Here is a 13,869-nt window from a genome sequence, read left to right as displayed (position 1 = left end):
GGCCCGTCTCGCGGGTCGGACGCGTGGCGGGTGCGAGGAACGAGTACCCAACCCGAGGCCGACCGGTGAGACTCCAGGGGCCGCGAACACGCCGGAGCGAAGCGAAGGCCGAAAATACAGCCTATTTCTTGTCGTCGTCGCCGGGGCGGAATGCGGTGGTGGGGTCGGCGGCGGGGTTGGCGGGCCGCTCCTCACCGAAGGGGTTGGCCGGCTTGGGTGTGCTCGCCGACTGCCCGGACTGACCGGCCGCGGCACCCTGACCGGCCTGCTGCTGGCCGAAGTTGAGCGAGCCGTACTGCGGCTGCTGGCCGCCGGCGGCCTCGCCGCTCGGATTCGACGCCTGCTGCTGTTGTTGCGCAGCGCCGTATCCACCCGGCTGCTGACCGTACTGTTGCTGGCCGTACTGCTGCTGACCGTAGGGCGACTGCGCCTGACCGGGCTGCTGGCCGTACTGCGGATACGGCTGACCGGGCTGCCCGTACGGCGACTGACCGCCCTGCTGGGCCTGACCGTAGGGGGACTGCGCCTGCCCCGGCTGCTGACCGTACTGCCCGTAGGACGGCTGACTCTGCCCCTGCTGAGCCTGCGCGTACTGGGCCTGCTGCCCTTGCTGACCGTACTGCCCCTGCTGAGCCTGACCATAGCTCTGCTGGCCGTATCCGGGCGCCCCGGGAGCACCCGGAACAGCCTGCGGCGCAGCCGGTTTCGGTGCGGGCACGGACAGGATCTCACTCTCGAACAGCACCACGACGACGATCGCGACGGTCTGCACGAGCGCCAGGAACAGCACCACCCACGCAGCCCAGCCCACGCTGACCCCGTCGGGCAGCTTCACCATCAGGAAGATCAGCCCGAGGAAACCGGCCGCCGAAATCCCCGCCGAGGCTCCGAGCCAATTCTGCTTGGGCAGCAACGACAGTCCCGCCAGCAGACCACCCGCGACCAGCGCGATCAGCGCCGACGCGGCGAACAGGGTGAACAGGCCGGTCCCGCCGCCGGAAGACCCCTCGCTCGTGGAGAAGAACGGCCCGAAACCCAACAGGAAGTTGATGATGCCGAGCACCGCGGCACCCGCCGTGAGGTAGAACGGCAACCCCATGGCACCCGATTCCGGGCTACCCGCTTTACTGCCGGAACCAGCGGCCGGCTGCTGCGCGAAACCGGGCGTGGAAGTGGGTGGTGTCGGCGCGGGTGCGTTGTACCCGGAGCCCCCGGACGGGTATGACATGTCGTCGTCTCCTTGTCGAGTCCCTCGTTGTCAAGACTGAATCTGCTCTTGACGCTACTGCACGAAACCGCCCGGGTCACGGCTACCGCAAACCGCGCAGTCGGCCGGATATATGCCCGATGAACCAGGTGAGCACGTGGATCGTGCCCAGGGGAGGAGAAAAAGGAGGTTTGCCGTGAATCTTTCGGAAATGTTCTGCACCGTGGTCCGCGCCCTGGGTCTGTGCCACGTATTCCCAGCACCGTGAACACTGTCCGGCAACGACGAAGGCCGCCAACCGAATTCGGTTGGCGGCCTTCGTGAATCGAAGTGCGCTGGGGCCGGATCAGGCCCGCCTCGTCCCCGCCACCACCCTCAACGGAGACGCTGCGCGCCGCTATCAGGCCTCGATGCTGGCTTTCTCCAGGATCTCCCGAGCCAGCGCGGCGGTCTCGGACGGCGTCTTGCCGACCTTGACGCCTGCGGCCTCGAGGGCCTCCTTCTTCGCGGCGGCGGTACCGGCCGAACCGGAGACGATCGCGCCCGCGTGACCCATGGTCTTGCCCTCGGGAGCGGTGAAGCCCGCGACGTAGCCGACGACCGGCTTGCTGACGTTGGCCTGGATGTAGGCCGCGGCCCGCTCCTCGGCGTCGCCGCCGATCTCGCCGATCATCACGATGACCTTGGTCTCCGGGTCCTTCTCGAACGCCTCGATGGCGTCGATGTGGGTGGTGCCGATGACCGGGTCGCCGCCGATGCCGATGGCGGTCGAGAAGCCGAAGTCGCGCAGCTCGTACATCATCTGGTAGGTCAGGGTGCCGGACTTGGACACCAGACCGATCGGGCCCTTGCCGGTGATGTTGTTCGGCGTGATGCCGACCAGCGACTCACCGGGGGTGATGATGCCGGGGCAGTTCGGGCCGATGATCCGGGTCTTGCCACCCTTCTCGACGTTGTAGGCCCAGGCGTACGCGCTGTCCTGCACCGGAATGCCCTCGGTGATGACGACCAGCAGCGGAATCTCGGCGTCGATGGCCTCGATGATGGCGTCCTTGGAGAACGCCGGGGGCACGAACGCGATCGAGGTGTCCGCGCCGGTCTTCTCGATGGCCTCGGCGACCGAGCCGAACACCGGCAGCTCGACGTCGTTGCCGTCCTTGTCGACGTGCTTGACAGTGGTGCCCGCCTTGCGCGCGTTGACACCGCCGACCACGTTGGTGCCTGCCTTCAGCATCAGGGCGGTGTGCTTGGTGCCCTCGCCGCCGGTGATGCCCTGGACGATGACCTTGTTGTCCTTGTTGAGGAAGATTGACATTGCCCTGATTCCTTACTTGGCCGCGGCCAGTTCGGCGGCCTTGTCGGCGCCTTCGTCCATTGTCTGCGCGAGGGTCACCAGCGGGTGGTTGGCCTCGGCGAGAATCCGGCGGCCCTCGTCGACGTTGTTGCCGTCGAGACGGACGACCAGCGGCTTGTTGGCCTCGCTGCCCAGGATCTCCAGCGCCTTGACGATGCCGTTGGCGACCGCGTCACAGGCGGTGATGCCACCGAAGACGTTCACGAACACGCTCTTGACCTGCGCGTCGTTCAGGATGACGTCCAGACCGTTGGCCATCACCTCGGCCGAGGCGCCGCCGCCGATGTCCAGGAAGTTGGCGGGCTTGACGCCGTTGTGGTTCTCACCGGCGTAGGCGACCACGTCCAGGGTCGACATGACCAGGCCGGCGCCGTTACCGATGATGCCGACCTCACCGTCCAGCTTGACGTAGTTGAGGTCGTTCTCCTTGGCCTTGAGCTCGAGCGGGTCGGTCGCGTCGATGTCGGCGAACTCGGCGTGCTCCTTGTGGCGGAACTCGGCGTTCTCGTCGAGGGTGACCTTGCCGTCCAGAGCCAGGATCTCGTTCTCGGGGGTGCGAACCAGCGGATTCACCTCGACCAGGGTCGCGTCCTCGCCGATGAACACCTCCCACAGCTTCTGGATCGTCACCGCGGCGGCATCCAGGACGTCGGCGGGCAGGTGGCCCTGCTCGGCGATCGAGCGGGCGAAGGCCAGATCGACACCCTTGACCGCGTCCACCGGCACCTTGGCCAGCCGCTCGGGCTTGGTCGCGGCGACCTCTTCGATCTCCATGCCGCCCTCGACCGAGCACATCGCCAGGTAGGTGCGGTTCGAGCGGTCCAGCAGGAAGGAGATGTAGTACTCCTCCGCGATGTCCTTGGCCTCGGCGACCAGGATCTTCTTGGTGACGTGGCCCTTGATGTCCAGCCCGAGGATGTTCTGGGCGTTGGCGAAGGCGTCGTCGGGGGTCGCGGAGTACTTGACGCCACCGGCCTTACCACGGCCACCGACCTTGACCTGGGACTTGATCATGACCGGCTTGCCGATTTCGGTCGCGATCGCACGCGCATCCTCGGCCGAGTCCGTGACCCGGCCTTCCGACGAAGGCACTCCGTGCTTCACGAAGAGCTCCTTCGCCTGATATTCGAAGAGATCCATGTACTCACCGTCTCGTCTGCGTTGTGGTGACAACGACTTTGTTGGCGTCCCGTCGTTCCAGGGCGGGTCGAATCGGACTCTAATCACTCGCGAGCACGGGAAATCAGCCGCATACAGCCTAAGTGGCACAGGTCACCGGCCCGCACCCGGGAGGGGAAAACCGCTGGCCACTGCTACTGGCGAGTAGGTTGCCGCGGCGGCGGCGGGACCACGGGTTCGAGCGGTTCGCGGCGATCGGAATACTACGTGGCGTCGTACTTAAATCCGACATATCCACCATCGCGCCGAACGCGCTATTCCCAGGAAAACCTGTGATGAATCTCACATGCGGACAGAGATGCCCGGGAGCGCTTGCCGGGTCGCAATCGTTTCGTTACCGTCGATGCGACCGATGTCACAACAAGGTCACAGGACCGGCATGAACGAGGGCGTCCGACGCGGTAGTCTCTGTACTCCCGACCGGGTTACACCGGGCGACCACATTCCGCCGCTGACGGGTACAGGAGGACGGCAGGCTTGTTGCAGCACAGCGCTCCGCAGGTAGAGAGCCGCGTCGCAGGCGACCCGTCGACAGCACGGCAGCACTTCTCCTCGGGAATTCGGTAATGAGCGGCGATCCGTTTCAGCCAGGACATCGCGCTCCGTCCGCCCTGCGTTACCGGCGCGAGGGCGATGGTCTGAACAACCTCGGCGATGCGGCCTCGTTCGGCGGCTATGCCGCGCCCGCGGGCCGCGCCGACAGCTGGTCGGGCTCGGGCACGGCAGCCACCTGGGACGTGCCTGTCGGTGACACGTGGAATGCGCCCGTGGATGCGTGGGGCGCCCCCGAACCCGACGAGTGGCAGCAGTCCCCCGAATACCACTGGGGTGCACAGCCTTCCGAGGATGCGCAGTGGGACCCCTGGGGTTCGGACGAGCCGTCCGCGGCCGAGCAGGCCGATTACGACGAGCCCGACGAACCGTTCCCGCCCACCGCACTCGGCGCCCGCGGCCTGCGCGGCAATGCCGATCACCGGCCCGCCCGTGTCCCGGGCGCGCACCGGATGCCCGTTCCGCCCGCAGCCCTCAAGGGCCGCGCGGCCGTCGTGGCTGTCGCCGCGGGCGCGGTCGTAGCCGCTGGTCAGGCCGGTGCGCAACATCTCGGAGGTCAGCACCCCGCCACCGCCGACGCGCCGACGACCGGTGAGATCCGTCAGGTCGCGGCCTCGGCACCCACCAATGGCGCCGCGAGTGCGACTCAATCGCCGCAGCTGCTCGACGCCGCTCCGGTGACCGATATCAGCCAGTTCCAGGATGTGCTGCACCACGGGCAGCAGTTCGCCGAGAGCCTCGCCGCCCAGGCCGCCGCCAAACTCCGGCCGGTCTTCGTGAAGTTCGCCAGCGGCACCTTCACCTCCGGGTACGGCACCCGCTGGGGCGTGCTGCATCCCGGGGTCGACATCGCGGGCCCGATCGGCACCCCGATCTACGCGGTCATGGACGGCACCGTCATCGACGCGGGGCCGGCGTCGGGCTTCGGCATGTGGGTGCGGGTGCGGCACGAGGACGGCACCATCACTGTCTACGGGCACGTCAACACCACCACGGTGTCGGTCGGCCAGCACGTGATGGCGGGCGATCAGATCGCCACCATCGGCAACCGCGGCTTCTCCACGGGCCCGCACTGCCACTTCGAAGTGTGGTTGCACGGGACCGATCGCATCGACCCGCTGCCCTGGTTGGCGAGTCGCGGCATTTCCCTGGGCCCCGAAGAGGATTGAGCGGAGAAATCCCGCCGGGGACGTGAACGCCCCCGGCCGGGAACCTCTTACAGTTTGACCAGCACCCCGCCGCTGTATTGCGGGATGAGTCGGATCTTGCCCGCGGTGCCGAAATCAATGGTGACGCTCGCGATCGGGCCCGTACCTTCGGCGGCGATCACCCGGCCCAGTCCGTACTTGTCGTGGTTCACCCGATCGCCCACGGCCAGAACGAGATTGGTGTTGCCACGCTTGGCGCCGCCGGGGGCGGGGCGGCGGTCGCCGCCGCGCACGCCGGGACGATCGGACCAGCCGTCGCCGCGAGTCCAGTCCCGCCCCGGACCGTCGCTCTCGCCGCGGCGGCGCATGCCGCGGAGACCGGGCGAGTTGGCCGGCTCGAGGCGCTGCCAGTCCATCAGATGACCCGGAATCTCCTGGAGGAAACGGGATTCCGGATTCGAAACCGGCTGGCCCCAGCCGGAGCGGACCACCGCGCGGGACAAGTACAGGCGGCGGCGAGCACGGGTGATGCCGACGTAGGCGAGGCGACGTTCCTCGGCCAGTTCGGTCGGATCACCCAGGGCGCGCATGTGCGGGAACTGGCCGTCCTCCCAGCCGGTGACGAAGACGACCGGGAATTCCAGCCCCTTGGCAGTGTGCAGGGTCATCATGGTGACCACACCCGTACCCTCGTCGGGAATCTGATCGGTATCGGCGACCAGCGACACCCGCTCGAGGAATGCGGCCAGCGACCCCGGATCCGGCTCCCCCTCGGCGGCGGTGGGCAACAATCCCTCCGCCGTGGCGGCCTCGACACTGTTGCGCGCCTCCGAGCTGAATTCTCGTGCGACGCTGACCAATTCATTGAGGTTGTCCAGGCGGGCGCCGTCCTGCGGATCGTCGGACGCCTCGAGTTCGCCGCGGTATCCGGAGCGGTCCAGCACCGCCTCGACCACGGTTCCCACATCCGGGAAATCCAGATCCTCCTGCACGCCCGCCGCGCGGATCTCCTCCAGCAGATCCAGAAAACCGGCGATGGCGCGCTGGGCACGCGTATTGAGCAGTGCCACCTTGCCGTCGGCGGCATCGCGCAACGCCTGGCCGAAACCGATGCCGCGCTGTTCGGAATGCACGGCCACACACGCCTCGGCGCGATCGCCGATGCCGCGGCGCGGGGTGTTCAGGATCCGGCGCAGGCTCACCGCATCTTCCGGATTCTCCAGGACGCGCAGGTAGGCGACGATATCGCGAACCTCCTTGCGCTCATAGAAGCGGACACCGCCGACCACCTTGTACGGCAGCCCCATCCGGATGAAGATCTCTTCCAGCGCACGGGAATTGTTGTTGGTGCGGTAGAAGACCGCGACCTCGCCGTAGTTGTAATCGCCCTGATCGACCAGGCGATCGATCTCGCGCGCGACGAACGACGCCTCGTCGTGCTCGTTGTCCGCGACGTAGCCGACGATCAGATCGCCCTCACCCGAATCGGTCCACAGCTTCTTCTCGCGGCGGCCCTCGTTGCGCGCGATGACCGCGTTCGCCGCGGACAAGATGTGCTGGGTGGAGCGGTAGTTCTGTTCCAGCAGAATGGTTTCCGCATCCGGGAAGTCGCGCTCGAACTCCTCGATGTTGCGGATGGTCGCACCGCGGAAGGCGTAGATCGACTGGTCGGCATCGCCCACCACGCACAGCTCGCTCGGGGCCACCGCGTCCTCGCGCCGAGCCGGGGTGAACTCCGGATCCACCGCTGCCGCACCGGCATCCGCATCGTCCGCCTCGGTGGCCGGACCCGCCGCGTGATGGCCGACCAACTCGCGGACCAGGACGTACTGCGCGTGGTTGGTGTCCTGGTACTCGTCCACCAGCACGTGCCGGAACCGGCGGCGGTAGTACTCGGCAACCTGCGGATGACGTTGCAGCAGTGCGACCGTCTCGCCGATCAGGTCGTCGAAGTCCATCGCGTTGGCGCCGCGCAGCCGACGCTGATATTCGGTGTACACCTGCGCGACGATGCGGGGCAGCTGACTCTCGTCGGATTCCGCATCGATCGTGGCCTGCTCGGGATCGATGAGCTCGTTCTTGAGATTGGAGATGGCTGTGGCGAGCAGGCGCGGGGTGTACTTCTTCGCGTCCAGCTCCAGATCGCGGCCGATCATCGCGAGCAGCCGGCGCGAATCGTCGGCGTCGTAGATGGAGAAGTTGGTGTTCAGGCCGGGCAGCAGCGCGGCCTGGGTGCGCAGGATCCGCACGCAGCTGGAGTGGAAGGTGGACACCCACATACTCGCCGCGCGCGGGCCGACCAGTCCGGCCACCCGCTCGCGCATCTCGGCGGCGGCCTTGTTGGTGAACGTGATCGCCAGGATCTGGCCCGGGGTGACGCCGCGGGCGGCGAGCAGATAGGCGATGCGCCGGGTCAGCACGGCGGTCTTGCCCGAACCCGCGCCCGCGACGATCAGCAGAGGTGTGCCGCTGTGCACCACCGCCGCGCGCTGCTGCGGATTCAGGCCCTCGAGTAGCCGCTCGACCGCCTCCGCCACCGCATCGTGCGGGGCGTCCGCCGCATGCCCCGCATCCTCTGTCTGCCCCGTCCGCGCCTGCGGATGCCTCTTGTCAGCCACCGTGGTCTCCATCGCCCTACCACGCTACCGGCGAGCACCGACAAGGTTGTAGCCCCTGTGCCGAGCATGGCAGACTGACCACATGTCCAGCGCTCGCGCAACCACTGCAGCCCGGCTGACCGCTGTCCACCCCGGTCGCCGATTTCGCATTTGAGTGTATGGGTGTCGAAGGGGGGAATATATGGCCCACCGGGCCTGATTCACGGTGAAGGAACCCATCGGTAACGGCCAGAGGTCACCCGCCGATCGAAGTTCTGACACGAGGAGAAGAAGTATGAGCACCTCTACGACTACGACCGGGTCCGATGCCGCGCTGCCCAGCGGCGAGGCGGAGATCGACAAGCTCCGCAAGGAGATCGACCGGCTCGACGCCGAGATCCTGGCCGCGATCAAGCGGCGCACCGAGATCTCGCGCATCATCGGCCGCACCCGGATGGCCAACGGCGGTACGCGGCTGGTCCACTCCCGCGAGATGAAGGTCCTCGAGCGTTTCAGCGAGCTGGGCCAGGAGGGCCACACGCTCGCCATGCTGCTGCTGCGCCTGGGCCGCGGCCGTCTCGGCCGCTGAGTCCACGATAGCCGAGATCGACTCGGCGACAAAAGATTTCGCATCGGGCCGCCCCGGGCACGGGTCCCGGGGCGGTTTTCGCTGTCCGGCTACGGCAGTGCGATGTACTTGGTCGAGAGATATTCCTCGATACCTTCGGTGCCGCCCTCGCGGCCGAAGCCCGATGCCTTCACCCCGCCGAAGGGTGCGGCCGGATCGGAGATGACGCCCCGGTTGATGCCGACCATGCCGCTCTCCAGACCCTCGGCGATCCGCAGCGCCCGATCCAGATCCCGGGTGTAGACGTAGGCGACCAGGCCGTATTCGGTGTCGTTGGCCGCGGCAAGGCCCTGCTCCTCGGTCTCGAAGCCGATGATCGGCGCGACCGGTCCGAACACCTCCTCGCTCAGGATGCGGGCGTCCGAGGGCACATCGGACAGCACGGTGGCCGGGTAGAAGTATCCGGGACCGCCGGGCGCCTTACCGCCGGTGCGCACCTGCGCACCCTTGGTCACCGCGTCCTCGACCAGTTCGCTGACCGTGTCGAGCTGCTCGGCGTTGATCAGCGGGCCCAGCGTGGTGTCCGGATCCGCACCCGCACCGAGTCTGGTCTCCTGGACCGCCGCGACGAACTTCTCGGTGAACTCCTCGATCACCGAGTTGTGCACGTGGAAGCGGTTGGCCGCGGTGCACGCCTCCCCGCCGTTGCGGAGTTTGGCCAGCATCGCGCCCGCGACCGCCGCGTCGACGTCGGCGTCGTCGAACACCACGAACGGGGCGTTGCCGCCGAGTTCCATCGAGGTGCGCAGCAGACCGTGCGCGGAGGACTCCACCAGCTTCTTGCCGACCTCCGTCGAACCGGTGAAGGTGAGCTTGCGCAGCCGCGGATCGTTGATCAGCGGTGCGGTCACCGCGCCGGAACGGCGGCTGGTGATCACCGACAGCACACCGTCGGGCAGGCCCGCCTCGCGGCACAGCTGCGCCAGCAGCAGCATGGTCAGCGGAGTGGCCGAGGCCGGTTTGACGATCATCGTGCAGCCCGCCGCGAGCGCGGGGCCGATCTTGCGAGTTCCCATGGCCAGCGGGAAGTTCCACGGCGTGATCGCCAGACACGGCCCGACCGGCTGCTTGTGCACCATGATGCGACCGGTGCCGGTCGGCGCCGTCTGATAGCGACCGTGGATACGCACGGCCTCCTCGCTGAACCACCGGAAGAACTCCGCGCCGTAACGCACCTCGTTGCGGCTCTCGGGCAGGGCTTTACCCATTTCCAGGGTCATCAGCAGCGCGAAATCCTCGGTGCGCTCGATGATCCGCTCGTAGACCGCGCGCAGGATCTCACCGCGCTGACGGGCCGGGGTGGCGGCCCATTCGTCCTGCACCGCGACCGCGGCGTCGAGGGCGCGCATCGCGTCCTCGGGCGATGCGTCGGCTACCTCGACGAGGGTTTCGCCGGTCGCCGGATTCTCGACCGGGAAGGTGGCACCACCGGTGGCATCCACCGGGCCACCGATCCAGAGTTGTGTGGGGACGGATGCGAGTAGTTCACGTTCGGACACCATGTGACCAGCCTATGCCCGGTTGTCCAACCCTCCGGGAGGTTCGGATGCGCCTCGGTCGGCGGGGTCCGGCCCGACGTCGTCGTTACTGCGGACCGGCCTCGATCGTGGTCTGATGGCAGTCGGTCCCGGATGCGCTCTGCCCTGTCGAACAGCGTTCGCGGCCCGGGATGAACACCGAACGAAGATCGAACGAAGATCGTGTGAGGAGAAGATCCAATCGTGAAGAAAACGGCTGCCGTAGCAGTCATGACCCTCGCCCTCGCCGCCTTCTCGGCGGGCGCGGCTGGTGCCGCCACCATCGCCGGAATCGACCTCGGCCCCATCGCCAGCGGGAGCGGCGGGATGGGCACCCAGACTCCGCCGGACAGCAGCACCCCACCCGCGCCGCCCAACGGCGAGCACGTCGGCGACCCGTGCCGGGCCGGTGGAAACAAGCCGGGCCACAAGGCCTGGGTCCATCTGGACGGCAGTGCCGCCGAGCATTACGGCACGCACTGGATGTGGGTCTGCCAGTAGGACCGAGCGATCGCCTCGGCCGCGACGACCCCGTCGCCGCGGCCGGCGACATCGGATGCATTGCCGACGCGGGCCCGGGTCTGGCGGTAATGTCGGATCGGTGAGCAGCGACATCACCGCGACGGCGGCCTGGCGGAAACTGCACGATCACTTCTCGGCGATCGCCGACCGGACACTGCGGGATCTCTTCGCCCAGGATCCCGAGCGCGGCCGCGAGCTGACAGTTCAGATCGCGGATCTGCACATCGACTACAGCAAGCACCGCGTGACCCGCGAAACCCTCGATCTGCTGGTCGAATTGGCCGAGGTCGCGGGGGTGGCCGAGCGCCGCGACGCGATGTTCCGCGGCGAGCACATCAACACCTCCGAGGATCGCGCGGTGCAGCACGTCGCGCTGCGGCTGCCGCCGGGGACCGCGCAGCTCGTCGACGGCGAGGACGCGGGCGCGCAAGTGCACGAAGTGCTGCGCGCCATGGGCGATTTCACCGATTCGCTGCGCTCCGGGCAGTGGCGCGGCGCGACCGGCGAGCGCATCACGACGGTGGTGAACATCGGCATCGGCGGTTCGGATCTGGGCCCGGTGATGGCGTACCAGGCACTGCGGCACTACGTCGACGCCGGAATCTCCGCGCGGTTCGTCTCCAATGTCGACCCCGCCGATCTGACCGCGAAACTCGACGGCCTCGATCCGGCCTCGACGCTGTTCATCATTGCCTCCAAGACCTTTTCGACGCTGGAGACGCTCACCAACGCCACCGCCGCGCGCCGCTGGCTGGTGGCGGCACTGAGTGAGGACGCGGTGGCCAAACATTTCGTCGCCGTGTCCACCAACGCCGAGCGGGTGGCGGCGTTCGGCATCGACACCGCCAACATGTTCGGCTTCTGGGACTGGGTCGGCGGCCGCTATTCGGTGGATTCGGCGATCGGACTGTCGGTGATGGCGACGATCGGACGCGAGCGATTCGCGGAGTTCCTGGCCGGAATGCACAGTGTCGATGAGCATTTCGCGCATACGCCGCTGGCGGAGAACGCGCCGGTGCTGCTGGGTCTGCTCGGCGTGTGGTACTCGAACTTCTTCGGTGCGCAGTCGCGGGCGGTGCTGCCGTACTCGAACGATCTGGCCCGTTTCCCGGCCTACCTACAGCAGTTGACCATGGAGTCCAACGGCAAATCGGTGCGCGCGGACGGCTCCCCGGTCACGACCTCCACCGGTGAGATCTTCTGGGGTGAGCCCGGCACGAACGGCCAGCACGCCTTCTATCAACTGCTGCATCAGGGCACCCGGCTGATTCCGGCCGATTTCATCGGATTCGCCCGGCCCACCGACGATCTGCCGACCCGCGACGGTACCGGCAGCATGCACGACATCCTGATGAGCAACCTGTTCGCGCAGACCAAGGTGCTGGCGTTCGGCAAGACCGCCGAGGAGATCGCCGCGGAGGGCACCGACCCGAACGTGGTGCCGCACAAGGTGATGCCCGGCAACCGGCCCAGCACCGCCATCCTCGCCCCCGAGCTGACCCCCTCGGTCCTGGGCCAGCTCATCGCCCTCTACGAACATCAGGTCTTCGTGGAAGGCACCATCTGGGGCATCGACAGCTTCGACCAGTGGGGCGTGGAACTCGGCAAACAGCAGGCGCTCGAACTGGCCCCGCTGCTCACCTCCGACGAAGATCCTGCCTCCCAGGGAGATTCGTCCACCGACGCCCTCATCGGCTGGTACCGCGAGCACCGCTGATCGCGGAGTTTCAGTGTGGGAGCAGATTCCCCAGGGCTTCGTCCAGGGTCGGGTAGCGGAATCGGAATCCGGTGTGCGGCAGGACTTCCGAGGTCGCATGACGACCGGTGAGGCCCAGGGCCGGGTCGGTGCGCAGGAAGACCGCACCGAGCTTCAGCAGCGGTGCGGGGGTCGGGGGCGCGGGCGGACGGTGCAGGTGACGCCGTAGCACGATCATCAGGTCGCGGTTGCGGACCGGGTAATCCGTTGCGGCGACCAGGATTCCGTCGGGTAGGCGCACCTCGGGGTCGAGCCCGAGGGCGGCGCGGATCAGGGCCAGCCAGTCCTCGACGTGGATCCAGCTGAACCACTGGTCACCCGGGCCGACGCGGCCGCCGAGCCCGGCGCGGGTCAGATCGCACAGGCGTTGCAGGGCAGGGGAATCCGAGTCCAGCACGATCGAGGTGCGCAGGATCGTGTGGTGTTCGGCGTTCGCGCCCTCGAAAGCCTGCTCCCACGGCCGGGCGACGCCGGTCATCTGCGGCAGTCCCTGCGGAAGTGGAGTCGTTTCGGTGCACCGCATCTCACCGGCGTCGGACCAGATCGCGGTGGTGCTGGCCTGGATCCAGTGAGCGATCGGGCGGTCCAGCGTCGCGGACGCGGCGACCAGGGCCGCGGTCGGATCGACGCGGCTGCGGCGCAATTCGACGACATTGGCTTCGGTCGGGCGGCAGTCCACCAGCTTCCCGGCCAGGTTGATCACTGCGGTGGGGCCCGAATTACGCAGCGCGCCTGCCCAATCCCCGACGCTGCGGCCGTCCCATTCCACCTGTTCGAACGGCAGCTCGGGATCGCGGCGACGGGTCAGAATGCGCACCCGCAGCCCACGACAGGTCAGATCGGCCGCGATATTGCGTCCCAGAGCCCCACTGCCGCCGGCGATCACGACGGTCAGCGCGCCGTCGGCCGGGGTGATCCCGGCGAGCCGGGCCAGCCGGGCGAAACCGACCCGGGCGTGCGCCTGCAACCGCCCGCCGATGACGGACCAGAAGATCGGCGCGCCGGCACCGACGAGGCCGACTCGCTGGACCAGTTCGGTGCCGCCGGGGCGGGGCGTCAACGTCCAGGAGATCCGCATCACCCCGGCCGGTTCCGGCTGCTGCACGACCAGTTCCCGGCCGGGTACGAAACTCGTGATCGTGAAGGGCCGGGCCAGCCTGCCGTGCACGGCCGCGTTCACCCGGCCGCTGGGCAGATAATCGCCTTGCACTCCCACCCCGGGCGCTTCCCGCAGCCGCACCGAGACGACGGCTGGATTCCATTCCGGCCAGCGAACCGGATCCGCCAGCACCGCCCACAATCGTTCCGGCGGCAGCGCGATGAATTGTGTGTACGCCGTTGTACGTGCCATACCCCGACGCTAATCCCCCTGGTACAAGCCAGGAAGCGTGTCGCTGCTCACGTGTCGC

At 67.8% G+C, this 13,869-nt stretch carries 10 protein-coding genes; 4 read left to right on the top strand and 6 right to left on the bottom strand.

The window, feature by feature from the left end; genetic code table 11:
- Positions 1-121: 121 nt before the first annotated feature.
- The 3 genes from K7711_RS15380 to sucC all read right to left on the bottom strand — a co-directional run bounded on the left by K7711_RS15380 (position 122) and on the right by sucC (position 3,701).
- Positions 122-1,228 (bottom strand): DUF5336 domain-containing protein, encoded by a 1,107-nt coding sequence (locus K7711_RS15380; protein WP_222969963.1) that lies wholly within the window; start codon positions 1,226-1,228, stop codon positions 122-124.
- A 379-nt stretch (positions 1,229-1,607) separates the two neighbouring features.
- Positions 1,608-2,522, bottom strand: coding sequence for a succinate--CoA ligase subunit alpha (sucD, locus tag K7711_RS15375; RefSeq protein ID WP_222969961.1), 915 nt, complete (start codon positions 2,520-2,522; stop codon positions 1,608-1,610).
- Between the two features lie 12 nt (positions 2,523-2,534).
- A complete protein-coding gene (sucC, locus tag K7711_RS15370; RefSeq protein ID WP_222969959.1) occupies positions 2,535-3,701 on the bottom strand; it encodes an ADP-forming succinate--CoA ligase subunit beta in 1,167 nt (388 codons plus the stop codon).
- A 605-nt stretch (positions 3,702-4,306) separates the two neighbouring features.
- Here sucC and K7711_RS15365 point away from each other — a divergent pair.
- Positions 4,307-5,461: a M23 family metallopeptidase gene (locus K7711_RS15365; RefSeq protein WP_222969957.1), complete on the top strand. Its 1,155-nt coding sequence runs from the start codon at positions 4,307-4,309 to the stop codon at positions 5,459-5,461.
- Positions 5,462-5,508: 47 nt separating this feature from the next.
- On the opposite strand, the gene pcrA is transcribed toward K7711_RS15365, so the two are convergent.
- Positions 5,509-7,977, bottom strand: a complete 2,469-nt coding sequence (gene pcrA, locus K7711_RS15360; protein WP_308014784.1) for a DNA helicase PcrA — start codon at positions 7,975-7,977, stop codon at positions 5,509-5,511.
- A gap of 355 nt (positions 7,978-8,332) precedes the next feature.
- Here pcrA and K7711_RS15355 point away from each other — a divergent pair, with 355 nt between their 5' ends.
- On the top strand, positions 8,333-8,626 hold the full coding sequence (locus tag K7711_RS15355) for a chorismate mutase (protein ID WP_222969953.1): 294 nt from the start codon (positions 8,333-8,335) through the stop codon (positions 8,624-8,626).
- An 89-nt stretch (positions 8,627-8,715) separates the two neighbouring features.
- On the opposite strand, the gene K7711_RS15350 is transcribed toward K7711_RS15355, so the two are convergent.
- Complete coding sequence (locus tag K7711_RS15350) at positions 8,716-10,167, bottom strand: NAD-dependent succinate-semialdehyde dehydrogenase (RefSeq protein WP_222969951.1); 1,452 nt, start codon at positions 10,165-10,167, stop codon at positions 8,716-8,718.
- Positions 10,168-10,386: 219 nt separating this feature from the next.
- On the opposite strand from K7711_RS15350, the gene K7711_RS15345 reads away from it, so the two are divergent.
- Together K7711_RS15345 and pgi are read left to right on the top strand one after the other, a co-directional pair.
- A complete protein-coding gene (locus K7711_RS15345) occupies positions 10,387-10,683 on the top strand; it encodes a hypothetical protein (RefSeq protein ID WP_222969949.1) in 297 nt (98 codons plus the stop codon).
- A 100-nt stretch (positions 10,684-10,783) separates the two neighbouring features.
- Positions 10,784-12,421 (top strand): glucose-6-phosphate isomerase, encoded by a 1,638-nt coding sequence (pgi, locus tag K7711_RS15340; protein WP_222969947.1) that lies wholly within the window; start codon positions 10,784-10,786, stop codon positions 12,419-12,421.
- A 10-nt stretch (positions 12,422-12,431) separates the two neighbouring features.
- On the opposite strand, the gene K7711_RS15335 is transcribed toward pgi, so the two are convergent.
- Positions 12,432-13,811 carry a DUF1731 domain-containing protein gene (locus K7711_RS15335; RefSeq protein WP_222969945.1) on the bottom strand — a complete coding sequence of 460 codons (1,380 nt, stop codon included), beginning with the start codon at positions 13,809-13,811 and terminating at the stop codon, positions 12,432-12,434.
- Between the last annotated feature and the right edge of the window lie 58 nt (positions 13,812-13,869).

Origin of the sequence: Nocardia coffeae, assembly GCF_019890715.1 — a bacterium.
GTDB classification, from domain to species: domain Bacteria; phylum Actinomycetota; class Actinomycetes; order Mycobacteriales; family Mycobacteriaceae; genus Nocardia; species Nocardia jiangxiensis.
The sequence above is the reverse complement of the archived record's forward strand: the minus strand, read 5'-3'. Positions and strand labels throughout refer to the sequence as shown.

What these genes read in the sequence shown, in the direction of transcription:
- K7711_RS15350 (WP_222969951.1), bottom strand. Translation starts at nt 10,167, where the DNA reads ATGGTGTCCGAACGTGAACTACTCGCATCCGTCCCCACACAACTCTGG.
- sucD (WP_222969961.1), bottom strand. Translation starts at nt 2,522, where the DNA reads ATGTCAATCTTCCTCAACAAGGACAACAAGGTCATCGTCCAGGGCATC.
- K7711_RS15335 (WP_222969945.1), bottom strand. Translation starts at nt 13,811, where the DNA reads ATGGCACGTACAACGGCGTACACACAATTCATCGCGCTGCCGCCGGAA.
- sucC (WP_222969959.1), bottom strand. Translation starts at nt 3,701, where the DNA reads ATGGATCTCTTCGAATATCAGGCGAAGGAGCTCTTCGTGAAGCACGGA.
- K7711_RS15380 (WP_222969963.1), bottom strand. Translation starts at nt 1,228, where the DNA reads ATGTCATACCCGTCCGGGGGCTCCGGGTACAACGCACCCGCGCCGACA.
- K7711_RS15365 (WP_222969957.1), top strand. Translation starts at nt 4,307, where the DNA reads ATGAGCGGCGATCCGTTTCAGCCAGGACATCGCGCTCCGTCCGCCCTG.
- K7711_RS15355 (WP_222969953.1), top strand. Translation starts at nt 8,333, where the DNA reads ATGAGCACCTCTACGACTACGACCGGGTCCGATGCCGCGCTGCCCAGC.